Below are 23,803 nucleotides of genomic sequence, written 5' to 3'. Positions count from 1 at the left end.
AAGGGCTGAGGCGAAGGGCATGGGCTGCACCGCGAACAGGTCGCCGATCAGGGCGCCGTTGTCCCTGATCCGGCGCTGGCGGGCGCGGCTGATGCCCGTTCTGGCTCTCCTGCTGGCGCTCGGGCTGTGCAGCCAGCCCGCCGCCGCCGCCCTCACCAACAACACCTACGACGGCAACATCTACGCCCTCTATGCCGGAAACGGGTCCCTCGTCCCGCCGCGCGCGTCCCTGGCCCAGACCCTGGAGGAACACCGACCTGCCCTGCTGGTCTTCTACCTGGATGACGATGCGGGCAGCAAGCAGTTCTCCCCGGTGGTCTCGGAGCTGCAGCGCCTCTGGGGCAACAGCGTCGAGCTGATCCCCCTGGTGACCGACCCGCTGCAGAACAGGGGCGACGGGGGGGCCCGCGACCCGGCCCATTACTGGCATGGACGGGTGCCCCAGGTGGTGGTGCTCGACGGCGATGGCCAGGTGCTGCTGGATGCCGAGGGGCAGGTGGCGATCGAGCGGATCAATGACGCCGTCAGCACAGCCACGGGCATCCCCCTGCCGGAGGGGTTCAAGACCAGCGGCACCATGAGTTTCAACGAGCTCAACACGGAGGTGGTGAGCCGCTGATGACGCCCGCCGATCCTGCGCCGCCCACCCGCCGGGAGACCGACAGCCTGGGCGCGGTCGCCGTGCCGGCGGACCACTACTGGGGCGCCCAGACCCAACGCTCCCTGCACCACTTCCCGTTCGGCCAGGCCATGCCCCTGGCGGTGATCCATGCCTTCGGCCAGCTCAAGGCCGCCTGCGCCGAGGTGAACCGGGACAAGGGGCGGCTCGACCCCCAGCTGGCGGACCTGATCGTGGCGGCGGCCGAAGAGGTGGCCACGGGCCAGCTGGATGGCGAGTTCCCCCTCCGGATCTGGCAGACGGGGTCCGGCACCCAGACCAACATGAACGTCAACGAGGTGATCGCCAACCGGGCGATCGCGGCGGTCGGCGGGGTGCTGGGCAGCAAGCAGCCGGTGCATCCCAACGACCACGTCAACCTCAGCCAGTCGAGCAACGACACCTTTCCCGCTGCCCTCCACCTGGCGGTCGCCGTGGCGCTGGATGGGCAACTGATTCCCGCCGTCACGGCCCTGATCGAGGCCCTCAGCACCAAGGCCAGGGCCTTCAGCCGGATCATCAAGATCGGCCGCACCCACCTGCAGGATGCGGTTCCGCTCAGCCTGGGGCAGGAATTCGGCGGCTATGCCGCCCAGCTGCAGCTAGGTCTCGAGAGCCTGCTCGCCACCCTTCCCCAGGTGCACCAGCTGGCCATCGGGGGCACGGCGGTGGGCACGGGCCTCAATGCACCCCACGGCTACGGCGAGGCGGTGGCCGCCAGGTTGCGCGAGCGCCTCGCTCTCCCCTTCACCAGTGCCCCGAACAAGTTTCAGGCCCTGGCGGGGCATGAACCCCTGGCCGCCGCCCACGGGGCGCTCACCGTGCTGGCCGGATCCCTGCTGAAGATCGCCAACGACATCCGCTGGCTGGCCAGCGGCCCCCGCTGCGGGCTGGGCGAGCTGGTGCTCCCCGAGAACGAGCCGGGCTCCTCGATCATGCCCGGCAAGGTGAATCCCACCCAGTGCGAGAGCCTCACCATGGTGGCCGTGCAGGTGATGGGGAACAACGGTGCCGTGCAGATGGCCGCCAGCCAGGGCAACTTCGAACTGAACGTGTTCAAGCCGCTGATCGCCCACAACGTGATGGAGAGCATCGAGCTGCTCAGCGGCGCCTGTACCGGCTTCCGCACGCACTGCATCGAGGGGCTGCAGGCCAACGAGGCCCGCATCGAGACCCTGCTGGACCAGAGCCTGATGCTGGTCACCGCCCTGACCCCGGCCATCGGCTACGACCGGGCCTGTGCCATCGCCAAGCATGCCCACCACCACCAGCTCAGCCTGCGGGAGGCCGCACTGGTGCTGGGGGAACTGAGCGCCGAGGAGTTCGACCAGTGGGTGCAACCCGAGCGGATGGTGGAACCGCCGGGCGGAGCCTGAGCCTGGCCACCGCCCTGCGCCGCCCTGCCCTGCGCTTGGTGTCGTCGGCTACCGGGATGCCCCCCGGCGCTGGATACGGTCCTTGGGTCCCCCTGCCCCGATGCCCCTTCCGATGACCCCATCGCCCCACCTCCGGGCCCACACCCGGCCCCTCGCCCGTCGTCGTCCCCTGGGCCAGAGCGTCATGGTCCTGCTGGCCGCCCTGGGTCTGCTGGGCCTGCAGGCCGGTTCCGCCCTGGCCCACCCGGACCATCACCAGCCCACCCAGCAGGGCCAGAACAGCTCCCACCAAGGGCAGAACAGCGCTGAGCACGGGCACGATCACCAGCACTGAAACCCGTCAGCTGCGGAGTTGGTAGTCATCGGCACCGAGCGCCGAGCCCGCTTCGCACACACTTCACGAGCGGACAGGTTCTAGGGTTCCGGCCCGTCACCGCGGTGGTTCTCCACCCGGTGCCAGGGCGACTGGTCCAAGAGAGCCCCACCGGCCACGCCGGTGCACGGAGGGACAAAAGCCCGGGAGACCGCTCCATCTCCAGACTCTCCAGGCACCCCCCATGACCTCCTCCTCAGGCGCCGACGGCGCTTTCGAACGGCTGCATCCCACGGAGGGCATGCGTGCCCTTGAGAAGGAGCGTGCGCTCCCGCTCACCGGCTGGCAGCAGGAGGTGGATCAGGCCCACCGCTACGGCCTGGAAGCGGCCGACAGCATCGTGGATCGCCGCATCTCCACCTTCTCGCGCGGTGAGCTGCCCCACTACGCGGGCATCAACACCTTCATGAAGGCCCCGTACATCGAGGATGTGAACCGGGTCGGGGAGTTCGACGTGGCCATCCTGGGGGTGCCCCACGATTCCGGCACCACCTACAGGCCAGGCACCCGCTTCGGCCCCCAGGGCATCCGCCGCATCTCGGCGCTCTACACCCCCTACAACTACGAAATGGGCGTGGATCTGCGCGAGCAGATCAAGCTCTGCGACGTGGGCGACATCTTCACCATTCCCGCCAACAACGAGAAGAGCTTCGACCAGATCTCCAAGGGGGTCGCCCACGTGTTCAGCAGCGGCGCCTTCCCGATCATCCTCGGCGGCGACCATTCGATCGGTTTTCCCACCGTGCGGGGCGTCTGCCGCCATCTGGGTGACAAGAAGGTGGGCATCATCCATTTCGACCGTCATGTCGACACCCAGGAGATCGACCTGGACGAGCGGATGCACACCTGTCCGTGGTTCCATGCCACCAACATGGCCAACGCGCCGGCCCCCAACCTGGTGCAACTGGGCATCGGTGGCTGGCAGGTTCCCCGGGAGGGCGTCAAGGTCTGCCGGGAGCGGGGCACCAACGTGCTCACCGTCACCGACATCTGTGACATGGGCCTGGAGGCGGCGGCGAAGTTCGCGATCGAACGCGCCACCGATGGCACCGACTGTGTGTACATCTCCTTCGACATCGACTGCATCGACGCCGGCTTCGTCCCCGGCACAGGCTGGCCTGAGCCCGGCGGGCTGCTGCCGAGGGAAGCGCTGAAACTGCTGGAACTGATCGTGCGCAACGTGCCGGTCTGTGGCCTGGAAGTGGTGGAGGTCTCCCCCCCCTACGACATCAGCGACATGACCTCCCTGATGGCCACCCGGGTGATCTGCGACACCATGGCCCACCTGGTGGTGAGCGGCCAGTTGCCCCGCAAAGCGCTGCCGTCCTGGATCAGCAGCACCTGCAACATGCAGGTCGACCAGGCCTGGAGGTGAGCCATGCACGAAGTCGACATGACCAAATGTCTGCTGCTGGCGATGGAGGACTGGAAGCGTCGGCACAGCCCGGCGGTTCCCCGCGTGGGCACCGTGCATCTCCTGGTGGGTGCGTTCACCTGCGTCGAACCCGACCAGCTGGTCTTCACCTGGAAGGCCGCGGTGCAGAACACCTGGCTGGCCGGGGCCGAACTCGCCATCGAACCGGTCGCCCTGGTGGGCCGCTGCGTGGCCTGCAACGCCACCTACCAGCCCAGCGCGGAAGAGGCCTACCGCTCACCCTGCTGCCAGCACCCGATGGAAGAGATCGTGAGCGGCCGGGAACTGAAGATCCGCTCCGTCGATTACAGCCTCGAGGGTTGCAGCCTCGAACCCGCCAGTCCCTCCCTGTCCCCCTGCTGCTGATCGCCATGCACATGCCCCTGCAAGACACCCTCGGCCTCAACCTGCTGGCCGCGAACCAGCACCAGGCCGACCACAACCGCGAACACTTCGATGGCTGGGATCTGCTCTGCCTGAATGTGATGAGCAGCCCCGGTGCCGGCAAGACCTCCCTGCTGGAGCGCTCCCTGGCGCAGCTCGCCGGCAGCCACGCCATGGCGGTGCTGGAAGGTGACATGACCACCCAGCTCGATGCGGAACGGCTCGAAGCGGTGGGGGTGCCCGTGGTGCCGATCACCACCGGGCGGGCCTGCCACCTCGACGCGGCCATGGTGAGCGGGGGGCTGCGGCTGCTGCGCCAACGGCTGGATCCCGCCAGCCTCGATGTGCTCTGGGTGGAAAACGTCGGCAACCTGGTCTGTCCGGCCGAATTCGCGGTGGGCGAACACCGCAAGGTGGCCCTGCTCAGCGTCACCGAGGGCGAAGACAAGCCCCTCAAGTACCCGGTGATGTTCCGGGAGGCCGACTGCGTGCTGATCACCAAGACCGACCTGCTCCCCTACCTGCCGGTGGACGTGGAGCGGATCGAGGCCCACATCCGCCAGGTGAATCCGCGCTGTGCCGTGATCCGGGTCTCCGCCACCAGCGGCGAGGGCCTCGAGGCGTGGCATGCCTGGCTGAACCAGCAGCTGGAGATGCTCCGGAGCGCACGGCAGGCGGAGGGCGCGGTCCCCGTCCTGGTGGCGTCATGAGCGGCGGCGGCGTACCGGGCGGAGCCACGGCCCTGCCCCCCCTGCCGGCCCTGCAGCTTCGGGCCGGCCTCACCGGCGAGGAGGCCCAGGCCCAGCTGCAGGCCCAGGGCGTTCGCTATGCCCTGGCCAGCTTCGTGGACCTGCACGGGGTGTGCAAGGCCAAGGCCGTGCCGATCGACCACCTGCCCGCCATGCTGGCCGGCTCGGAACTGTTCACCGGCGCCGCCCTCGACGGGGTGCCTCAGGACGTGAGCGACGACGAAGTCGCCACCCTGCCCGATCTGAGCTCGGCCACCGTGCTGCCCTGGCGGCCTGACACGGTGTGGATGGCCAGCAACCTCCAGCTCCACGGCCAGCCCTTCGAGGCCTGCAGCCGCACGATCCTCTGCCGGGTGCGCGACCAGGCGGCACGCATGGGCCTGCGTTTCAACCTCGGCGTGGAGACGGAATTCTTCGTGCTGCGGCGCGGCCCCGACGGCGAACTGATGCCGGCCAGCGCGGCCGACACCCTCGAGAAACCCTGCTACGACCTACGCGGCCTGCTCGACAACCTCGACTGGCTCGATGAGCTGGTGCGGGCCATGAACGGCCTGGGCTGGGGCGTCTACTCCTTCGACCACGAAGACGGCAACGGCCAGTTCGAGACCGATTTCGGCTACGCCGACGGTCTGATCACCGCGGATCGGGTGACCTTCTTCCGGCTGATGGCCCGGGAGATCACCCGCCGCCATGGCCTGATCGCCAGCTTCATGCCCAAGCCCTTCGGCGACCGCACCGGCAGTGGGGCGCACTTCAACATGTCCCTGGCAGACCTGGCCAGCGGCAGCAACCTGTTCACCCCCGAGGACGGACGGGCCGGCTGGGTGAGCCCCCTGGGCCGCCAGTTCATCGCCGGCATCCTGCGCCACGCCCCGGCCATCTGTGCCGTGATCGCCCCCACGGTGAACAGCTACAAGCGCCTGGTGGTGCAGGGAAGCATGTCGGGCTTCACCTGGGCACCGGTGTTCATCTGCTACGGCAACAACAACCGCACCAACATGCTCCGCATCCCCGGTGCGGGCAGCCGGGTGGAGTGCCGGGCCACGGACAGCGCCTGCAACCCCTACCTGGCCGCCGCCCTGCTGCTGGCGGCCGGATTGGAGGGCATCCGGGAGGAGCTGGATCCGGGCGAACCCAACCTGGTGAACGCCTACCGGCTGAGCCCCGAGGAACGCGCCCGCCGGGGCCTCACCACCCTGCCTCGGACCCTGGGCGAGGCGATCGAGGCGTTCGCGGTGGATCCGCTCGCCCGCGAGGTGTTCGGCGAGGCCATGGCCGACGCCTTCATCGCCTTCAAGCGCGAGGAATGGGCCAGCTACCACGGCACCATCTCCCGCTGGGAAACCGAGCGCTACCTGGAGCTGTTCTGAGCCATGGCCCCCAGGTTCCGCCGCCCCATTCCCCCCTGAGCGCTTCCGGCCCCGCCTGCCGCGCCCCCACCTTTCCCTCTCCAACCTTTTTCCCATCCCCCTCCAATGACCCCAACCCGAAAGCCCCGAACCCGCCAACGCCTGCTCGCCACCCTGCTGCTGCTCGGCCTGGGTGCCGGTGCCCTCTCGGCCTGCAGCCAGCAGGGCGGCGGCAGCTCCGACACCCCGGTGCGGGTCGGCTACAGCGCCTGGCCCGGCTGGATTCCCTGGAAGGTCACCGAGGAGAAGGGCCTGTTCGGCATCCCGGTGACCCTGCAGTGGTTCGACGGCTACCTCGACTCGATCAACGCCCTCAACGCCGGCCAGCTGGACTGCAACAGCCAGACCCTCAACGACACGATCAGCTCGATCGCCGGCGGGGCGGATCTGCAGGTGGTGCTGACCAACGACAACTCCACCGGCAATGACCAGATCATCGCCGCCGAAGGCATCAGCACCATCGCCGATCTGAAGGGCAAGAAGGTGGCGGCCGAGGAGGGCACGGTCGACCACTACCTGCTGCTGCTCGGCCTGAAGAAGGCTGGCCTGGGCGCCGACGACATCAGCTTCGTGCCGCTGGAGACCGGAGCGGCGGCCGCCGCCTTCGTGGCGGGCCAGGTGGATGCGGTGGGGGTGTTCGCGCCGTTCACCACCCAGGCCCTGAAGCGATCCGGCAGCGCGACCCTCTTCTCCTCCAAGGAGTTCCCGGGGGCGATCAGCGACCACCTCGTCTGTCGCACCGAGTTCGTCAAGCAGAACCCGGAGAAGGTTCAGAAGCTCGTGGACGCCTGGTTCGCCACCCTGGCGGAAATCAAGGCCAATCCCGGCCCCTCGCTCACCATTCTCAGCCAGCGCGCCGGGGTGTCCGAGGAGGAATACAAGGCCTACGACGCCGGCACCACGATCTTCAGCCTCGAGGACAACCTCAAGGCCCTGGAAGCCGGGGACACGATGGCCTCGCTGCCCTACGCAGCGGATCAGATCAGCACCTTCCTCCAGAACGTGGGCCTGGCCAAGACCCCACCCAAGCTGGATGGTCTGTTCGTCGACACGTTCGTCAAAGCGGCGAAGTGAGCTGAGGGAAACCCGCCACCATGACCTCTCCCGCCAGCAACTCTGACCTGGTCGACGCCGCACCGCTCGCGCCGGCCGCGATGGAACGGCTGAAACGCCTCAGCCAGCACCCCTGGGTGCTGGGGCTGGCGGGGGTGCTCATCGTGGTGGTGATCTGGACAGCCGTCACCAGCGCCGGGCTGGTGGACCCGCTCTTCCTGCCCAGTCCGTCCGGCGTGATCGCCGCCGGGCAGAGCCAGGCCGCCCAGGGTGTGCTCTGGGCTGACCTGGTCGCCAGTGTGGGGCGGGTGTTCGGGGGCTTTGCCCTCTCGGCGGTGGTGGCGCTGCCCCTGGGCATCGCCATGGGCACCAGCACGGTGATCTGCCGACTGCTGGAGCCGCTGATGGCCCTGATCCGCTACATGCCCGCGCCGGCCTTCATCCCCCTGCTGATCATCTACTTCGGCCTGGGCGAACTGCCGAAGATCCTGCTGATCTTCATCGGCACCCTGTTCTTCAACACCCTGATGATCATGGATGCCGTGAAGTTCGTGCCCAACGAACTGGTGGAGACCGCCCTCACCCTGGGGGGACGCACCTCCCAGGTGCTGGTGCGGGTCATCACCCCCTGCATCGCCCCGCAGGTGATCGACGCCTACCGCATCAACATGGCCTCGGCGTGGAATCTGGTGATCGTGGCCGAACTGGTGGCCGCCAACGAAGGGCTGGGCAAGCGCATCAGCCTTGCCCAGCGGTTCCTGCGCACCGATGAGATCTTCCTGGGCCTGATTGTGATCGGGCTGATCGGCCTGCTGATCGATCTGGGCTTCCGCCTGCTGATGCGGCGCACCTGCCGCTGGGCCAACTGATCTGTCCCTCGGCCCACCGAACAGCACCTCCCATGCATCTCAGCGTCGACAACGTCTCCAAGACCTTCGGAGTGGGTCGCACGGCGAAGTGCGTGCTCGAGGGCATCAGCTTCGAGGTGAACACCGGGGAATTCGTCGCCCTGGTGGGCAGCTCCGGCTCCGGCAAATCGACGGTCATGCGCCTGGTGGCCGGACTGGACCGCCCCACTGCCGGGGTGATCACGGTGGACGGTCAGCCCGTGCGGGGCCCGGGCTCGGACCGGGGGATGGTCTTCCAGAAGTACAGCCTCTATCCCTGGCTCACCGCCGCCCAGAACGTGGCCTTCGGCATGGAACTGCAGGGGCTGGCCAGACGGGAGATCCGGGAGCGCACCGGCTACTACCTCGAGGTGGTGGGCCTGGGCGAGTCGGCCCGGCGGCTGCCCCGCGAGCTCTCCGGGGGCATGCAGCAGCGCGTCGCCATCGCCCGGGCCCTCGCCGCCCAGCCCAAGGTGCTGCTGCTGGATGAACCCTTCGGAGCTCTCGACCTGCAGATCCGCGAGTCGATGCAGGAATTCCTGCACAAGCTGTGGCAGCGCACCGGGCTCTCGGCGCTGCTGATCACCCACGATCTCGAGGAGGCCCTGCTGCTGGCCCAGCGGGTGCACATCATGGCGCCGCGGCCGGGACGGATCGTGCGCAGCGTGCAGGTGGACCTGGACCACCAGAACATGGCCCACCTGCGCGTCTCGCCGGAGTTTCTGAGCCTGCGGGAGGATCTGGCCCAGTGTCTGAGGGGCCTGGAGCCGGCCCTGGCCGGATGAGCGGCAACGACCCTGCCCGGCTGGGCTCCCCCGCGTTTCTGCCGGCGGATCTCTATGGCTCGGCTGCCGCGGCCCTGGCGGAACGGCAGCGCTATGCCCCCCACTTCTGGCACCCCGTGGCCGCCGTGGACGCCCTCCCGCCCGGCCACGGCCTCGCCCTCGAGCTGCTGGACCTGCCCGTGCTGCTCACCCATCCGCCGGGAGAGCAGCCCCGGGCCTACCTGAACCGCTGCCCCCACCGGGGGGTGGCGCTGCTGGAGCCGGCCGCAGCGTCCAGGGCCTGCCGGCGGCTGGTGTGCCCTTACCACGGCTGGACCTACGGCCTGGACGGTCAGCTGCTGGCGGCCGCCCGGGAATCGGACTTCCTGGAACCCTTCCAGCGGCAGGACTGGCCCCTCCAGCCCCTGGACTGCGCGGTGATGGGCCCGCTGATCTGGGTCGCCATCGGCAGCGATCCCCTCCCCCTGGAGCAGCAGCTCGATCTGGTGCTGGCGGAGGCGGGTGAGCGGTTCGGAACGCCACGGCAGCTGCTGGCCCAGACGACCCTGGAGCTGGCCTGCAACTGGAAGATCGCCCACGACAACACCCTGGACGACTACCACGTCGCCATCGCCCATCCCCAAACGCTGCACCGGTACCAGGGGCCGGTGCGCGACTACCGCCATGCGTTGAGTCCCCATGGTTCCCTGCTCGCCACCCCCATGGCGGACGGCGAATTCCTCACCTTCGGTCTGGCCCCCTGGACGCACCTGCTGCTCTGGCCCGATGGTCGGCTGGCCGTGATCAGCTTTCCGCCGCTCAGCCTGGAGCGCTGCCGGATGGATCTGTGGCTCCTGGGCGAACCCTCCCAGGCGCCGATGGCCCCAGCCTGGCTCGAGTCGATGCTGACCTTCCTGGAGGAAGACCGCCGCCTGGTGGAGTCGGCCCAGCGGGGCTACGCGAGCGGCCTGCGGCCCGGGCCTCCCCACCGCCTCGAACGGCGCCTGCTTCAGCAGCAGCAGCTCTACGACACGCTGATGGGCCTCAGGCAGCAGGATCCAGCGCACCGGCACGGATCCAGCACGCCATCGCCGCATTGATCGCCAGCAGATCCGCGACGGGGGCCCGCGTGAAGGGGATCTGGGGCAGGTACCCATCGGGCCCGAATTCCGGTGTCACCGTGGCGGGGCTGGCGCCGGGGGCGCGAGCGGCGAGGAAGAGCTGCCAGCAGCGCCGATGGGCCTCGAGGGCCTCGGCCCATTCGGGAGCGAACGGATGCCCCACCGATGGGCCCTGGGGGTGACCCACCCGGGCATGGATATGGTCCACCCGCGGCGCGATGGACGCGATCGGCTCCAGCTCAGGCGTCATCAGCCGTTCCGCCACCACGCACCAGTGGCTGATGTCCGCCGTGAGACGCAGCGAAGGGAAGGCCTCCAGATACGGATGGATCATCCAGGGGCTGTAGAAGCTGCGGGAACGGTGGGTCTCGAAGCTCACCGGCAGGCCGCTGGCCGCCGCCAGCTCGAGAGCCCGGCTCCAGAAGCCTTCCTGGAGCGGCCAGCGCCAGTGATCACAGCCGGTGATCACCGTGACCTTCAGGGGCTGGTAGGCCGCGCCGCGCTCCAGCTGGCGCTCCAGCTCAGCGAGGTGGCTCTCCGGGCTCCGCGTCGGCTCAGGCACATAGTCACCGCCTGTCACCACCTCCAGCACCAGGGCCAGGTCCGCGGCAGCAAGGGCCTCCAGCACAGCAGAAGGGGATCGGCCAAGCAGGCAGGGGTGGTTCAGATTGGCCTCCAGGCCATCGAAACCATGTCGACCAGCGCGGTCGATGACCTGCTCCAGATCCCCCTCAAACCCCCAGAGGCTGTGCAGCAGGAGCGGGGCAGCAGCAGGTTCAGGCGGGATCGATGAACTCCTGGGGCAGGATGCCGAGGTACACCCCTTCCTGGAAGAGAGCCTGCTTGGCGGCAGCGTCCTGGCGCTCCACCGCTGCGGCATACCGGGTGCGCAGCGAGGCCACCATGGCCTCATGGCGTGGATCAGATGCGGGGCGTGGATCGGCGGAACGCACCGTGCCGGCAGGCTGGTGGATCGCCTGGTCAACGCTGGCCATGGTGCGGATCACGGTTCAACCTTTTTCTCGATCTCACTTTAGTCAGGCGTGATCAAGCCTGGGGCCGGCCTGCAGCCGCAGGAGAAGGCGGCCGGTCACATCGCCTACCGCAAGGGGGGCAGACCGACTGCTGGAGTGGCGCCATGGCACCCCAATCCTCCAGCCTGATCGAACGCCAGGCCCTTGCCGAGCTGAACGGCCTCCGCGACGGGCCGGCCGTCGTCCGCCTGGCGGTGCACCTGCTCACCATCGTGCTGACGGGGCTGGTCTGGCGGCAGAGCGGCCTGCCCCTGATCTGGCGAGCGGCCGGACTGGTGCTGAACGGCATCGCCCTGGCCACCTGCTTTGCTCCCCTGCATGAGTGCTGCCACCGCACCGCCTTCCGGAACCGCTCCGTCAACGACAGCGTGGCCTGGCTGGCAGGGCTGCTGAGCTTCTACAACGCCACCTTCTACCGCCGCTATCACCAATGGCACCATCGCTTCACCCACCAGCCCGGGCGGGATCCTGAGCTGGAGGATCCCGTGCCCACAACGCTCGGGGGCTACCTGCTCGAGCTCAGCGGCTGGAACTGGTGGAGCGGCAAGCTGAGGGGGTACGGGCGGCTGCTCTGGGGAGACCTGAGCGCTCTGCCCTACCTCAGCCCCGAGGTGATCCCCGAGGTGCGCCGCTCCGTGCGCCTGCAGTTCCTGGTCTACGGGGTGGTGCTGGCGCTCTCCTGCATCCACGCGAACGGGTTTCTGTTCTGGAGCTGGCTGCTGCCCCTGGCCGTCGGCCAGCCCTTCCTTCGCTTCGTGCTGCTCGCCGAGCACAGCGGCTGCAGTTTCAGCAGCGACGGCCTGGCCAACACCCGCACCACCCTCACGGCGGCTCCGGTGCGCTGGCTGATGTGGAACATGCCCTTCCACGCCGAACACCACCTCTACCCGTCGATTCCCTTCCACGCGCTCCCTGCCGCCCACCACTGGGTCGCCCCCCAGCTGCGCCACCTGGCTCCGGGTTATCTCGCCGTGCACCGCAAGCTGTTGCGCGACCTGCCGGCCCTGGCTCTGCCCGCATGACCAGCACGGCCTCCTGGGTTGAGGCGGACTTCGCCCTGGGACCCTTTCCCCTGAGCTGTGGCCAGGTCATTCCGGAAGCAACGCTGCGCTACGCCACCACCGGCCAGCTGAATGCCGAGCGCTCCAACCTGATCCTGGTGCCCACCTCCTATGGAGCCCGGCCAGCGGACCTCACCTGGCTGGCGGGGCCGGTGCTCGATCCCACCCGCTGGTGCCTGGTGATCGCGGGCATGTTCGGCAACGGCGCCTCGACCAGCCCCAGCCATGGGGCGATGGGTCTGGCCGAGCAGGGCTGGGTGGTGGACCAGCGGGACAACGTCACCGCCCAGCGGCGGCTGCTCTTCGAGGTGTTCGGAGTCGAGCGGCCGGCCCTCGTCTACGGCTGGTCGATGGGCGCCCAGCAGGCCTACCGGTGGGCGGTGGACCACCCCGCGGCCGTGGAACGGATCTGCTGTGTCTGCGGCACGGGCCGCACTTCGCCCCACAACCGGCTGTTCTGCCTCAGCCTGCGCCAGGCGCTCACGGCCGACAGGCACTGGACCGGCAGCGGCTTCAGCGGTGATCCGGTCGAGGGGCTGCGCACCTATGCGCTGATCTATGCCAGCTGGGCCGCGAGCCAGCCGTTCTTCCAGAGCCTCGAGGAACCGGTGGAACAGCACGTGGAAAAGCAGTGGCTGCCGCATTACCGCCGCCACGATCCCCGCGACCTGATCGCCATGCTCGACACCTGGCTGGCCCACGACGTGGCCGATGGTGGGGAGCTGGAGGCGGCTCTCGGCTCGATCACCGCCCGCACGGCCGTGGTGGCGGCCGACCACGACCTCTATTTCACCGTCGCGGATATGGCCGCCGACGCCGCCCGGATTCCCGGCGCCGACCTGCATGTGATCCACTCCGAGTTGGGGCACCGCGCCGGGAATCCCCACAGCAGCCCACCGGAGCAGCACCGGTTGCGGCAGATCGTCGAGGGGCTGCTCAGCAGCTGACCCCACCGACGGCCCAGGCCCGTTCCCGGAGCCCCGCTCCACCTCCGATCACCACGGCCCCCACCATCACCCGACCCATGCCCGATCTCGCCAGCCAGGCCCGCGAGCTGCAGCTCAAGTTCCTGCTGATCTCCTTCACCGACCTGTTCGGCATCCAGCGGGCCAAGCTCGTGCCCGCCTCGGCAATTCCGGCCATGGCCCGCGACGGGGCCGGGTTCGCAGGTTTCGCGGCCTGGCTGGATCTCTCCCCCGCCGATGGCGACGTGATGGCGATTCCCGATCCCGCCAGCCTCACGCCCCTGCCGTGGCAGCCGGAGGTGGGCTGGGTGGCGGCGGAACTGGTGCTGGCCGGCACGCCGATGGCCCAGTGTCCGCGCCGCCTGCTGCGGACCCAGCTGGAGCGGGCGGCGGCCCTGGGCTACGAGCTCCGCAGCGGCGTGGAAGCGGAGTTCTTCCTGCTGGGCGCCGATGGCGCAGGCGTCGCCGATCCGGCCGATCACCAGGAGAAACCCTGCTACGACCAGCTGGCCCTGATGCGCCGCTACGGGCTGATCGGCCCATTGCTGGAAGCGATGGAGGGCCTGGGATGGGGGCCGTACCAGGCCGACCACGAGGACGCCAACGGCCAGTTCGAAGTGAACTGGACCTTCGCCCACGCCCTCACCACCGCCGACCGGCACGCCTTCTTCAAGGTGATGGTGAAGACGCTGGCGGAGCAGCAGGGGCTCAAGGCGAGCTTCATGGCCAAACCCTTCGCCGAGCGCACCGGCAACGGCTGCCACACCCATCTCTCCCTCTGGGGAGCGCCGGGCACAGCCAGCGCCGGCACGAACCTGTTCCATGATCCGGCCGGTGAACTGGGGCTTTCGGCACTGGCCTATCAGTTCCTGGCGGGACTGCTGGAGCACGCCCCGGCCCTGTGCGCCCTCACCAACCCCACGGTGAACAGCTACCGGCGGCTGGCGGCACCACCCACCACGTCCGGGGCCACCTGGAGTCCGGCGGGCATCAGCTACAGCGGCAACAACCGCACCCACATGCTGCGCATCCCCGACGACCAGCGGCTGGAGCTGCGGCTACCCGATGGCTCCACCCACCCCTACCTGCTGCAGGCGGCCATCCTGGCGGCCGGTCTGGATGGCATCGAGCGCCAGCTCGAGCCCGGGCCCCGCCGCGACAACGACAACTACGCCCGCCCGCTGGGGCCGGAGGTCTGCCCGAGCCTGCCCGCCGATCTGGGCGAAGCCCTCGATGCCTTCGATGGCGACAGCCACCTGCGCCAGGCCCTCGGGGAGGAGTTCTGCCAGGCCTACGGCAGGCTGCGCCGCCGCCAGTGGCAGCGCGAACGGGGCGACATCTCCGACGCCGAACGGCGCACGTCGCTCGACTGCTGAGGGCGGCGCACCATCGGTGGCAACGCTGAGGCATTGCCGTGGTGCAAGCCGCGATGCCCGAGCAACCCAAGCCCCCGGGGCTGATCCAGCGTTACCGGGAGGAGCTGCAGACCCGCCACTACGCCCGGCGCACGGTGGCGACCTACGAGCAGTGGCTCAGGAGGTATCTGCGTTTCCACAGCCTGCGGCACCCGAGGGAGATGGGCAGCGCCGAGGTGAACGCCTTTCTCACCCATCTGGCGGTGGATCTTCAGGTAAGTGCTTCCACACAGAACCAGGCGCTCTCAGCCCTGCTGTTTCTCTACCGGGAGCTGCTGGAGCGGGACCTGGAGCTGGAGGGCGTGGTGCGAGCCAGAACGCCGCGGCGCCTACCGGTGGTGCTGACGCTGGAGGAGGTTCGCTCAGTCCTGCAACGACTGAACGGCACGGAGGCGCTGGTGGCCGGGCTGCTGTACGGCAGTGGCCTGCGGTTGATGGAGGCACTGCGGCTGAGGGTGCACGACCTCGACTTCGGCCGACAGGAGCTGACGGTGCGCAACGGCAAGGGCGGCAAGGACCGCCGCACCCTGCTGCCGCAGAGCGTGGCCGAGCGGCTACGCCCCCATCTGCAGGAGGTGAGACAGATCCACCAGCGCGATCTGGCCGATGGCTGGGGACGGGTACACCTTCCCCATGCCCTGGCCCGCAAATACCCCAACGCGGCAGTGGAATGGGGCTGGCAGTGGGTGTTTCCGCAGCAGGGGCGCTGGCGCGATCAAGGCAGCGGTGAAGAGGGCCGCCACCACCTGGATCCCAGCCTGGTTCAGAAGGCCGTGCGCCGAGCTGTTCTGGCCGCGGGCATCAGCAAGCCGGCGACTTGCCACAGCCTGCGCCACTCTTTCGCCACTCACCTGCTCGAGCGGGGCCAGGACATCCGCACGATTCAGGAGTTACTGGGCCACAGCGATCTCAAGACGACCATGATCTACACCCATGTCCTGAATCGGGGGCCACTGGGCGTCTCCAGCCCCGCCGACCTGCTTTGACAACGTGTCAGCCTGAACATGTGGTTATCAGATCCGCATAAAATGCTCACACGAGGCGGCCTGGCCGCGACAACCTTGGCCCGGGAGGCGAAGTGGTACAAGTGGCCAGGGGCGGCCAGGTTGGATAGGCTGACCATGGGAATTGAGCAGAACTGGTTACCGGACCCGTCTATTCAGCGTTCGGTGGTCTTGCCCTGAGTTATGATGCTGGCCAAAGACAGTGGAAGTTGTGTATCAATTGCGGACGGCTTTGAAACACATTGAGTCCATAATCTGTTCGGGGCCTCAATTCAATTAGTGATGCTGTGGCCTAAGAGGAAAGGTTTGTAAAATCCGTGGCGCTATTGCTGCGCCGTTGCCATAAAGCGGTCATGGTTTCTCGCCTGAGTGGCGAATGGCATCCCCTCACCCTTCAGAGCCAAGCCAGCAAGGTCCAGCGGGCGGTAGCCCGTCGGCGCGGGCGCAAGCTGGCGGTTGGGGTGGTCAAGGTGCGTCAGATGGCGGCAACAGCCAGGTCCAATCCCAGCTGATCCAGCCCCCCAGCATCTCCCTGCCCAAGGGGGGAGGGGCGATCCGCGGAATGGGCGAGAAGTTCGCAGCCAACCCTGTTACAGGCACCGGCTCAATGTCGGTGCCGATCGCCACCAGCCACGGCCGCAGTGGCTTCGGGCCCCAACTGAGCCTCAGCTACGACTCCGGCGCCGGCAACGGGCCCTTCGGGTTCGGATGGAGCCTGGCGCTGCCGGCGATCACCCGAAAGACCGACAAGGGCCTGCCCCGCTACCGCGACTGGAGCACCGATCCGCAGGAGGCGGATGTGTTCGTGCTTTCGGGCGCAGAAGACCTGGTGCCGGTGCTGCGCCAGGGGGCCGCAGGGCTGGAGATCCACGACGACCTCATCGACGGCTACCGGGTGCGCCGCTACCGCCCCCGCATCGAGGGACTGTTCGCCCGCATCGAGCGCTGGCAGTGGATTCCCACCGCCACCGACCTTCGCCCCGAGGCCGAGCAGCGGGCCGACGTGCACTGGCGCTCGATTTCAAGGGACAACATCCTCACGATCTATGGCGCCGATGCCAACAGCCGCATCGCCGATCCCGAGGATCCGCAGCGGATCTTCTGCTGGCTGATCTGCGAAAGCCGCGATGACAAGGGCAACGGCATCCGCTATCTCTACAAAGCGGAAGACGGCACTGCCACCCTGCGGCCCGACCAGGACGATCCCTTCCGGGCCGCCCATCAACGCAACCGGGGGGCAAGAACCGCGCCGGCTCGCACCGCCCAGCGCTACCTGCAGCGCATCCTCTACGGCAACCGCACGCCACTGCTCGATGCCCAGGGCCAGCGCCCGCGGCGCCTGCGTGATCTTCCCGCTCCCCCCACCGACACCGCCGCCGATTGGCTGTTCGAGGTGCGCTTCGACTACGGCGAGCTAAACGCGGACGACCCCAGCGGAACGGCGGAGCAGCCCTGGTTCTACCGCCCGGATGCCTTCTCCAGCTACCGCAGTGGCTTCGAGGTGCGCACCTGCCGCCGCTGCGAGCGGGTGCTGATGCTGCACCACATCCCCGATCAAGCCGCCACAACCGATCGCCCCTTCCAGAAGGGGTATGAGGGTGTGGTGCGCAGCACCGAGTTCGTCTACGACGACGAGCTCGATCCCAGCATCGCCAGCAAGCCCGTCTACAGCTTCCTCAGCCAGGTGGTACATCGGGGCTGGAAGCGGGAGGGCGGCACGACCACCACCAAAGCGCTGCCACCGCTGGAGTTCCGCTACAGCCAGCCAACCCTCGGTGAAACCGTGGAGACGGTGGATCCCATCAGCCTGGAGAACCTGCCGGTCGGCCTCGATGGCAGCAGCTACCGCTGGGTTGATCTGCACGGTGAGGGGGTGCCGGGGATCCTGACGGAACAGGCGGGGGTCTGGTTCTACAAGCGCAACCTCAGCCCGTTGAGCCAGCGGCTGCGCAGCGACAACCAGGCCGATGTGGCCAATTTTGCAGCGCTGGAAACGGTGGCTAGCCGACCGAACGTGAGCCTGGCGGCCGGCGCCCAAATCCTCGATCTGGCCGGCGATGGACTGCCGGATGTGGTGTCCTTCAGCGGCCCCATGCCGGGCCTATATGAGCACGACGGTGCCGAGGGCTGGCAGCCCTTCCGCCCGTTCCGACAGCTGCCGAACGTCGACTTCAGCGACCCCAACCTGCGCTTCATCGACCTCGAGGGCGACGGCCACGCCGATCTGCTGATCAGCGAGGGCGATGTGTTCGTGTGGCACCGCTCCCTGGAGGAGCAGGGTTTTGAGGCTGCCCAGCGGCTACCGCTGCCGTGGGACGAAGAGAAAGGGCCACGGGTGGTGTTTGCCGATGGCACCGAAAGCATCCACCTGGCGGACATGAGCGGCGATGGCCAGGCGGATGTGGTGCGCATCCGCGCCGGCGTGCACGGCCGCGAGATCTGCTACTGGCCGAATCTGGGCTACGGGCACTTCGGGGCGAAGGTGTCGATGGACAACCCGCCCCTGTTCGACCATCCGGAACTGTTTGATCCCAAACGGCTACTGCTAGCCGACATCGATGGCAGTGGCACCACGGACATGATCTACCTCCACGCCGAGGGGGTACGCCTCTATTTCAACCAGGCGGGCAACGGCTGGAGCGACGCGGTGCCCCTGAGGGTGTTCCCACCGATCCACAACATGGCCCGGGTTGCCACCCTGGATCTGCTGGGCAATGGCACTGCCTGCCTGGTGTGGTCGACACCGCTGGCTTCCGATAGCGGCCGCCAGATGCGCTACGTGAAGCTGATGGCCGAGGGCAAGCCCCACCTACTCACCACCAGCCTTAACAACCTCGGCGCCGAAACGCGGGTGCAGTATTGCTCCTCGCTGCTCTTCTACCTGGAAGACAAGCTCAACGGCAAGCCCTGGATCACGCGCCTGCCGTTTCCGGTGCACGTGGTAGAGCGCGTCGAAACCTGGGACCAGATCAGCCGCAACCGCTTCGTCACCCGCTACGCCTACCACCATGGCTTTTTCGACGGCGAGGAGCGCGAGTTCCGCGGCTTCGGCATGGTGGAGCAGTTCGACACCGAGGCGTTCGAAGACTATGTCGTGGGCGTGCAGGCACTGGGAGGCGCACAAGAACTGGCGCCTGAGTTGAATCAGCCGCCGGTCACAACCCGCACCTGGTATCACACGGGGGTATTCCTCGACCGACCAAGAATCCTGCATCAGTACCGTCACGAGTACTACCGGCAAGAACAGCACATCCCCGAGCCCTTCCTGCCCGCGGGGCTGAGTGCAGGCGAACTGCGCGAATGCGTTCGTGCCTTGAAGGGTCTGCCGCTGCGGCAGGAGATCTACAGCCACGACGGCTCGGCAGAACAAGAGCACCCCTATACGGTTACCGAAAACAATTTCGAGATTCGCTGGCTGCAGGCACGTGGCAATCAGCGGCACAGCGTCTTCTTTCCGATTGGCCGGGAATCCATCTCGCTCAACTATGAGCGCAATCCGGCTGACCCTCGCATCTCACACACCTTTGGTCTGGATCTCGACGAGTACGGCAACGCCCGCAAGTCCTGCTCGGTCGTGTATGGCCGCAAGATCGCCGACGCTACCCTTCCCGCAGAAGTCACCCACGACCAAGAACACCGCTACATCACGTATGCCGAGAAGGACTACACGCAAGACATCCAGCAAGCCGCGCCGGTCGAAGCCTACCGGTTACGTGTCCCCTTCGAGTCCAGGAATTACGAAATCACCGGCATCGCGCCGGACGACGCATTCTTCCAGTTCGAGGAGATCAAGAACAAGATCGCCGCTGCCGCCCCGATCGACTATGAAGTCGTCGCGGACGGCGTCACGCCGCAGAAGCGATTGCTCTCTCACAGCCGCACGCTCTTCCTCGACAACGCACTGAACCCCTTGCCATTGGGGCAGTGGGACTCGCTGGGTCTCGGACATCAGAGCTACAAGCTCGCCTTCACGCCTGGCGTCACGGCCGCCCACTACGCCGGCAAAGTCAGCAATGCCGAATTCACTGCGGCGGGCTATGTGAACTTTGCGGGTGACACCAACTGGTGGCTACCCTCCGGCACGGCGGTCTATCCAGCGAATCCTCGCGACACTTTCTACCTCCCAATCGGCGCCAAAGACCCGTTCGGCCTGGAGACGATCGCGACCTTCGATCAGCACGTCCTGCTCATCGAAAAGGTAGAAATCAAACAGGCCGCGTGGAATGTCGTCACGGCGGTCAATGACTACCGCGTCCTCGGCCCGGTGCTGATGACCGTCCCCAACGGGAACCGCTCCGCCGTCGAACATGACGAGCTGCGCATGGTGGTCAAGACCGCTGTCATGGGCAAGGCCGGCTCGGTGGACGGCGACACGCTGGCCGACCCGACCACGCGGATGGAATACGAGTTGTTCAACTGGATGAACAACCGCAAGCCCAACTACGTTCACACCTTTGCGCGTGAGCAGCACGGTGCCGGCAATCCCCGCTGGCAGGAAAGCTACACCTATTCCAACGGCAGCGGCGGCGTAGCGATGGTCAAGGCCCAGGCGCACCCCGGCAAGGCATTCAAAGTCAATTTGGACGGCACCAAGGTGGAAGTGGATGCCGATCCGCGCTGGGTGGGCAACGGGCGCACCGTCCTCAACAACAAGGGTAAACCGGTCAAGCAGTACGAGCGGTACTTCAGCACGACGCACGAGTACGAAGACGAATTGGTGCTGCGCGAAATCGGCGTCACGCCCGTTCTCTACTACGACCCGGTTGGGCGCAACATCCGCACGCTGTTCCCGAACGGTACCTTCGCCAAGGTTGAGTTCACGCCTTGGTGGCAGAAGGTCTTTGACGCCAACGACACCGTCAAGCAAAGCCAGTGGTACGCCGACCGCGGCTGTCCCGATCCGACGGCGCAGCCCGAACCGCTGAACGTCCCGGAACGCCGCGCTGCCTGGCTCGCCGCCAAACACGCCGACACGCCGGGCCTCATCCATTTCGACAGCCTAGGCCGCCCGGTCTACGCCGTGTCGGACTACGGCGGTGGCAAGACGGCGGCGGTGCGTTCGGAAAGTGATCTGACCGGACGCTTCTCGAAGATGTTCGACCAGGCACAGCGGGAAGTGGCCAGCGGCTTCGTCGGCATGGCCGGCACAGCCATCGTCGGCGACAGCGCCGAGAAAGGCCACCGCTGGACGTTTCAAAACGTGCTCGGCGCCCTGGTCAAGACCTGGGATGAACATGGCCGCCAGTTCCGCGCCGAGTACGACAACCTGCACCGGCCGGTCAGCACTTTCGTGCAGCAAGCCGGTCAGGCCGAGATCCTCTTCAACTATGTGGTCTATGGCGACCGCCTGGGGCAAGCCACCGCCCAGCCGCTCAATCTGCTCGGCACCGCTCATCTGATCTTCGACCAGGCCGGTATGGTGCGCGTGCCGAAGCTGGACTTCAAAGGCAACCCGGCGTCCGTCGACCGCGTCCTCTCCAAGGATTACAAGAATGATCTCGACTGGAGCGCACTGCCCGGCCAGCCGGATGTCGCCGCCATCCAGGCAGCCGCCGATCCCGCGCTGGAGACCGCCGAAGTCTTCACCGCCAGCTCCCTGTACGACGCACTGAACCGCCCAACCCGGGTTACGTTGCCCGATGCCACGGTCATCGTTCCCACCTACAACGAGGCCAACTTCCTGGCCTCACTCAAGGCGGAGATCCGAGGCCAGGGAAACTTCATCGAGTTCCTGAAGGGCCAGGACTACGATGCCAAGGGCCAGCGCCAATTCGCGCATTACGGCAACGAGGTCTTCACCCGCTACTTTTACGACCCGAAGACCTTCCGCCTGACCAATCTGCTAACCCACAAATCAGGCGCCGAACCGCAGACCCAAGGGCTGCAGAACCTCAACTACTGCTACGACCCAGTCGGCAACATCACCCAGATCCGCGACGACGCGCAGCAGACGCACTACTTCAACAACGCGGTCGTCAAGCCGGAGAGCCTGTACGAATACGACGCGATCTACCAGCTCATCCGCGCCACCGGTCGGGAGCTCGCTGGCGGTGTCAACGACGCCATCCGCACTCACACTGACCTGGATTTCGTCCAACTTCCGCACCCGAACAACGTCGAGGCGGTGCGCAACTACACCGAGGAATACGAATACGACCTGCTGGGCAACATCAAGGCACTGAAGCACCGCTTTCAGTCCCAAGCCGGAGTCGGTGGCGGCTGGACGCGCCACTACCGCTATGCCTTTGACGACGCGCCGGGTAACCGTACCAACCGTTTGACGTCCACCAGCCAGCCCGGCGACCCGGAAGCAGGCCCCTACACCGGCAGCTACGGCTACGACGCCTACGGCAACATGAACCGCATGCCGCATCTGGCGACCATGGACTGGAACTTCATGGACCAGTTGCGGCGGGTGGATCTGGGTGGTGGCGGCACGGCGTATTACGTCTATGGCCTGGGCGGGCAGCGTCTTCGCAAGGTGATCGAGCGCAACGGCAATCTCAAGCTCGAATGGATATTCCTCGGCGCGGTGATGATCCACCGCCGCCGTCGGCGCAACACCAACGATCTGCGCCTGGAACGCTGGACCGTCCACATCAGCGACAACACCGGCCACATTGCGCAGGTCGATACCAAGACGCGGGACGACGACAACGATGATCCGGCGAATCCGCTCAACGTCGCGCTGACTCGCTACCAGTATGCCAATCACCTCGGCTCAGCGGTGTTGGAGACGGATGAAGACGGCAATCCGATCTCCTATGAGGAATATCACCCGTACGGCACGACGGCCTATCGCTCGGCCAAACCGGGAGTCGATCTGAGTCTGAAGCGATATCGATTTAGCGGCAAAGAGCGGGATGACGAAACCGGGTTGTATTACTTTGGCGCGAGGTATTACGCGCCTTGGTTGGGGAAATGGACTAGCAGCGATCCCGCTGGATTCAAGGACGGATTCAACGCTTTCCGCTATTGTAGCAACGCTCCCATCAACTTCCGGGATGCGCTGGGTATGGAAGGCGAGCGAATTTATCAGCTTGGACCGGATTTCGAGCAGGATATACACACCAACACACCTGAAGCGCGAGCGAGGCTCGAAGGTGCCCTAACAGGACAGATCGTTGAAGAGAACGGGACTTTGTATCAGATCGACCGGCCGACACTAGAATGGCGCAGCAATCAGGTCGGTTGGTATTTCAATGCCCGGTCATCCGACATTTCGATCGTTGGCGAATCAATCACGTTCGAAGACAAAGTCATTACTCCTTCAACGCCTTCCGAAACGCTATCTTCGCCTGAAGAGCCACCTGCTCAAGAGCGTTCTGCTCCGCCGAGTGATGATGGTAGTTCAGAAGGAATATCCGATAGCGAAAGAGAAGGAGCGCTAGACGCTGTTCAAACTGCGCTAGATGTCTTCAGCATGACGGATATTCCCATTGCCAGTCAGGTTGCGGATTTGGTCAATGCGGGCATTTCTTTGGGGCGCGGTGATTACCTTGGTGCTGCTCTTGGCGTAGCCGCAATGATTCCGGGCATTGGCTCAGCCGCGACTGCGGCGAGGATGGCTCGGCGGGCATCTCATGTCGTTGAAACGGGAGTCGATGTGGCTCGGGCCGTCGATCGAGCCACCGATATAGCTCGCTCTGCTGATCGAGGTGCGGTTACTGCGCGTGCGGCGGATCGTGCGACAGACGCTGCTCGAAGTCGGGTATTCATTGATACATCGGTTTTGGTTGAGATTGGACGGGGTACCGAACGTGGTGCGGAACTTGAGCGTCAATTGCACGCAGCGAGGTCGACAGGAATTGACTTTGCGATACCAAGGCCGGCCATTTCAGAAATAACCAATCCAGCACAGCGCAGAGTAGTAGAGGGTCTTGGATTACCAATTGATGAAGGGCTTGGTATGGCAAGCCGCATATCCGATTACGAGCGCGTAGCGGAAAGGGGAATACTTTTTGAGGGACTGACCGGGAGAGGTCGAGTGTCAGGAGATTTAGTTATCGGGGCTCACACGCGAGCTGGCGGTGGCTCGTTGTGGACAATCGACGAACGGCTATTCCGTCCACCAGGGGGGGCAGATCTCCTGTTGGGCGTTCCTAGGTGGACGCCGTAATCGCACTAGCACCTAGC

At 66.5% G+C, this 23,803-nt stretch carries 18 protein-coding genes and 1 riboswitch; of the genes, 16 read left to right on the top strand and 2 right to left on the bottom strand.

The window, feature by feature from the left end; translation table 11 throughout:
- The first annotated feature begins 19 nt into the window (after nucleotides 1-19).
- The 11 genes from ACLD7X_RS00430 (at nucleotide 20) to ACLD7X_RS00380 (ending at nucleotide 10,167) form a co-directional block, all read left to right on the top strand.
- Complete coding sequence (locus ACLD7X_RS00430; protein WP_412007006.1) at nucleotides 20-619, top strand: thylakoid membrane photosystem I accumulation factor; 600 nt, start codon at nucleotides 20-22, stop codon at nucleotides 617-619.
- The gene (fumC, locus tag ACLD7X_RS00425) at nucleotides 619-2,034 is read left to right on the top strand and encodes a class II fumarate hydratase (protein ID WP_411421465.1); all 1,416 of its coding nucleotides are present in this window, start codon (nucleotides 619-621) and stop codon (nucleotides 2,032-2,034) included. The genes ACLD7X_RS00430 and fumC overlap by 1 nt, the downstream gene beginning before the upstream one ends.
- Before the next feature lie 100 nt (nucleotides 2,035-2,134).
- Nucleotides 2,135-2,368, top strand: a complete 234-nt coding sequence (locus ACLD7X_RS00420; RefSeq protein ID WP_425625008.1) for a hypothetical protein — start codon at nucleotides 2,135-2,137, stop codon at nucleotides 2,366-2,368.
- A 69-nt stretch (nucleotides 2,369-2,437) separates the two neighbouring features.
- Nucleotides 2,438-2,559: riboswitch (guanidine-I (ykkC/yxkD leader) on the top strand.
- A 32-nt stretch (nucleotides 2,560-2,591) separates the two neighbouring features.
- A complete protein-coding gene (gene speB / locus ACLD7X_RS00415) occupies nucleotides 2,592-3,782 on the top strand; it encodes an agmatinase (protein WP_411421463.1) in 1,191 nt (396 codons plus the stop codon).
- Between the two features lie 3 nt (nucleotides 3,783-3,785).
- Nucleotides 3,786-4,187, top strand: a complete 402-nt coding sequence (locus tag ACLD7X_RS00410; protein WP_411421462.1) for a hydrogenase maturation nickel metallochaperone HypA/HybF — start codon at nucleotides 3,786-3,788, stop codon at nucleotides 4,185-4,187.
- 5 nt (nucleotides 4,188-4,192) lie between these two features.
- Complete coding sequence (gene hypB / locus ACLD7X_RS00405) at nucleotides 4,193-4,915, top strand: hydrogenase nickel incorporation protein HypB (RefSeq protein WP_411421495.1); 723 nt, start codon at nucleotides 4,193-4,195, stop codon at nucleotides 4,913-4,915.
- A complete protein-coding gene (gene glnT, locus ACLD7X_RS00400; protein WP_412007005.1) occupies nucleotides 4,912-6,324 on the top strand; it encodes a type III glutamate--ammonia ligase in 1,413 nt (470 codons plus the stop codon). The genes hypB and glnT (ACLD7X_RS00400) overlap by 4 nt, the downstream gene beginning before the upstream one ends.
- Nucleotides 6,325-6,429: 105 nt before the next feature.
- On the top strand, nucleotides 6,430-7,437 hold the full coding sequence (locus ACLD7X_RS00395; protein ID WP_411421460.1) for an ABC transporter substrate-binding protein: 1,008 nt from the start codon (nucleotides 6,430-6,432) through the stop codon (nucleotides 7,435-7,437).
- Between the two features lie 20 nt (nucleotides 7,438-7,457).
- Nucleotides 7,458-8,285 (top strand): ABC transporter permease, encoded by an 828-nt coding sequence (locus ACLD7X_RS00390; protein WP_411421459.1) that lies wholly within the window; start codon nucleotides 7,458-7,460, stop codon nucleotides 8,283-8,285.
- A gap of 32 nt (nucleotides 8,286-8,317) precedes the next feature.
- On the top strand, nucleotides 8,318-9,088 hold the full coding sequence (locus tag ACLD7X_RS00385) for an ABC transporter ATP-binding protein (protein WP_411421458.1): 771 nt from the start codon (nucleotides 8,318-8,320) through the stop codon (nucleotides 9,086-9,088).
- Nucleotides 9,085-10,167, top strand: a complete 1,083-nt coding sequence (locus ACLD7X_RS00380) for an aromatic ring-hydroxylating oxygenase subunit alpha (RefSeq protein WP_411421457.1) — start codon at nucleotides 9,085-9,087, stop codon at nucleotides 10,165-10,167. Before ACLD7X_RS00385 ends, ACLD7X_RS00380 begins: the two co-directional genes overlap by 4 nt.
- Here the strand turns inward: ACLD7X_RS00380 and ACLD7X_RS00375 are convergent.
- Both ACLD7X_RS00375 and ACLD7X_RS00370 read right to left on the bottom strand, forming a co-directional pair.
- Complete coding sequence (locus ACLD7X_RS00375; RefSeq protein WP_411421456.1) at nucleotides 10,112-10,816, bottom strand: hypothetical protein; 705 nt, start codon at nucleotides 10,814-10,816, stop codon at nucleotides 10,112-10,114. The two genes, ACLD7X_RS00380 and ACLD7X_RS00375, sit on opposite strands and share 56 nt — an antisense overlap.
- A 148-nt stretch (nucleotides 10,817-10,964) precedes the next feature.
- Nucleotides 10,965-11,183 carry a hypothetical protein gene (locus tag ACLD7X_RS00370; RefSeq protein ID WP_412007004.1) on the bottom strand — a complete coding sequence of 73 codons (219 nt, stop codon included), beginning with the start codon at nucleotides 11,181-11,183 and terminating at the stop codon, nucleotides 10,965-10,967.
- A 143-nt stretch (nucleotides 11,184-11,326) separates the two neighbouring features.
- Here ACLD7X_RS00370 and ACLD7X_RS00365 point away from each other — a divergent pair, with 143 nt between their 5' ends.
- From ACLD7X_RS00365 to ACLD7X_RS00345, 5 genes are all read left to right on the top strand, one after another.
- Entirely contained in the window at nucleotides 11,327-12,244 is a 918-nt protein-coding gene (locus ACLD7X_RS00365) for a fatty acid desaturase (protein ID WP_411421454.1), read from the top strand.
- A complete protein-coding gene (locus tag ACLD7X_RS00360) occupies nucleotides 12,241-13,230 on the top strand; it encodes an alpha/beta fold hydrolase (protein ID WP_411421453.1) in 990 nt (329 codons plus the stop codon). The genes ACLD7X_RS00365 and ACLD7X_RS00360 overlap by 4 nt, the downstream gene beginning before the upstream one ends.
- 77 nt (nucleotides 13,231-13,307) lie before the next feature.
- Complete coding sequence (gene glnT, locus ACLD7X_RS00355) at nucleotides 13,308-14,624, top strand: type III glutamate--ammonia ligase (protein ID WP_411421494.1); 1,317 nt, start codon at nucleotides 13,308-13,310, stop codon at nucleotides 14,622-14,624.
- Between the two features lie 53 nt (nucleotides 14,625-14,677).
- Complete coding sequence (locus ACLD7X_RS00350) at nucleotides 14,678-15,649, top strand: integron integrase (protein WP_411421493.1); 972 nt, start codon at nucleotides 14,678-14,680, stop codon at nucleotides 15,647-15,649.
- Between the two features lie 580 nt (nucleotides 15,650-16,229).
- Complete coding sequence (locus tag ACLD7X_RS00345) at nucleotides 16,230-23,786, top strand: SpvB/TcaC N-terminal domain-containing protein (protein WP_411421451.1); 7,557 nt, start codon at nucleotides 16,230-16,232, stop codon at nucleotides 23,784-23,786.
- Nucleotides 23,787-23,803: the final 17 nt, after the last annotated feature.

Origin of the sequence: Aphanothece microscopica RSMan92, from assembly GCF_046613545.2 — a bacterium.
In the GTDB taxonomy this organism is placed as follows: Bacteria; Cyanobacteriota; Cyanobacteriia; order PCC-6307; family Cyanobiaceae; genus NIES-981.
Note: the sequence above shows the minus strand (reverse complement) of the source record. Positions and strands in the feature narration are given on the sequence as shown.

What these genes read in the sequence shown, in the direction of transcription:
- ACLD7X_RS00430 (WP_412007006.1), top strand. Translation starts at nt 20, where the DNA reads ATGGGCTGCACCGCGAACAGGTCGCCGATCAGGGCGCCGTTGTCCCTG.
- fumC (WP_411421465.1), top strand. Translation starts at nt 619, where the DNA reads ATGACGCCCGCCGATCCTGCGCCGCCCACCCGCCGGGAGACCGACAGC.
- ACLD7X_RS00420 (WP_425625008.1), top strand. Translation starts at nt 2,135, where the DNA reads ATGCCCCTTCCGATGACCCCATCGCCCCACCTCCGGGCCCACACCCGG.
- speB (WP_411421463.1), top strand. Translation starts at nt 2,592, where the DNA reads ATGACCTCCTCCTCAGGCGCCGACGGCGCTTTCGAACGGCTGCATCCC.
- ACLD7X_RS00410 (WP_411421462.1), top strand. Translation starts at nt 3,786, where the DNA reads ATGCACGAAGTCGACATGACCAAATGTCTGCTGCTGGCGATGGAGGAC.
- hypB (WP_411421495.1), top strand. Translation starts at nt 4,193, where the DNA reads ATGCACATGCCCCTGCAAGACACCCTCGGCCTCAACCTGCTGGCCGCG.
- glnT (WP_412007005.1), top strand. Translation starts at nt 4,912, where the DNA reads ATGAGCGGCGGCGGCGTACCGGGCGGAGCCACGGCCCTGCCCCCCCTG.
- ACLD7X_RS00395 (WP_411421460.1), top strand. Translation starts at nt 6,430, where the DNA reads ATGACCCCAACCCGAAAGCCCCGAACCCGCCAACGCCTGCTCGCCACC.
- ACLD7X_RS00390 (WP_411421459.1), top strand. Translation starts at nt 7,458, where the DNA reads ATGACCTCTCCCGCCAGCAACTCTGACCTGGTCGACGCCGCACCGCTC.
- ACLD7X_RS00385 (WP_411421458.1), top strand. Translation starts at nt 8,318, where the DNA reads ATGCATCTCAGCGTCGACAACGTCTCCAAGACCTTCGGAGTGGGTCGC.
- ACLD7X_RS00380 (WP_411421457.1), top strand. Translation starts at nt 9,085, where the DNA reads ATGAGCGGCAACGACCCTGCCCGGCTGGGCTCCCCCGCGTTTCTGCCG.
- ACLD7X_RS00370 (WP_412007004.1), bottom strand. Translation starts at nt 11,183, where the DNA reads ATGGCCAGCGTTGACCAGGCGATCCACCAGCCTGCCGGCACGGTGCGT.
- ACLD7X_RS00365 (WP_411421454.1), top strand. Translation starts at nt 11,327, where the DNA reads ATGGCACCCCAATCCTCCAGCCTGATCGAACGCCAGGCCCTTGCCGAG.
- ACLD7X_RS00360 (WP_411421453.1), top strand. Translation starts at nt 12,241, where the DNA reads ATGACCAGCACGGCCTCCTGGGTTGAGGCGGACTTCGCCCTGGGACCC.
- glnT (WP_411421494.1), top strand. Translation starts at nt 13,308, where the DNA reads ATGCCCGATCTCGCCAGCCAGGCCCGCGAGCTGCAGCTCAAGTTCCTG.
- ACLD7X_RS00350 (WP_411421493.1), top strand. Translation starts at nt 14,678, where the DNA reads ATGCCCGAGCAACCCAAGCCCCCGGGGCTGATCCAGCGTTACCGGGAG.
- ACLD7X_RS00345 (WP_411421451.1), top strand. Translation starts at nt 16,230, where the DNA reads ATGGGCGAGAAGTTCGCAGCCAACCCTGTTACAGGCACCGGCTCAATG.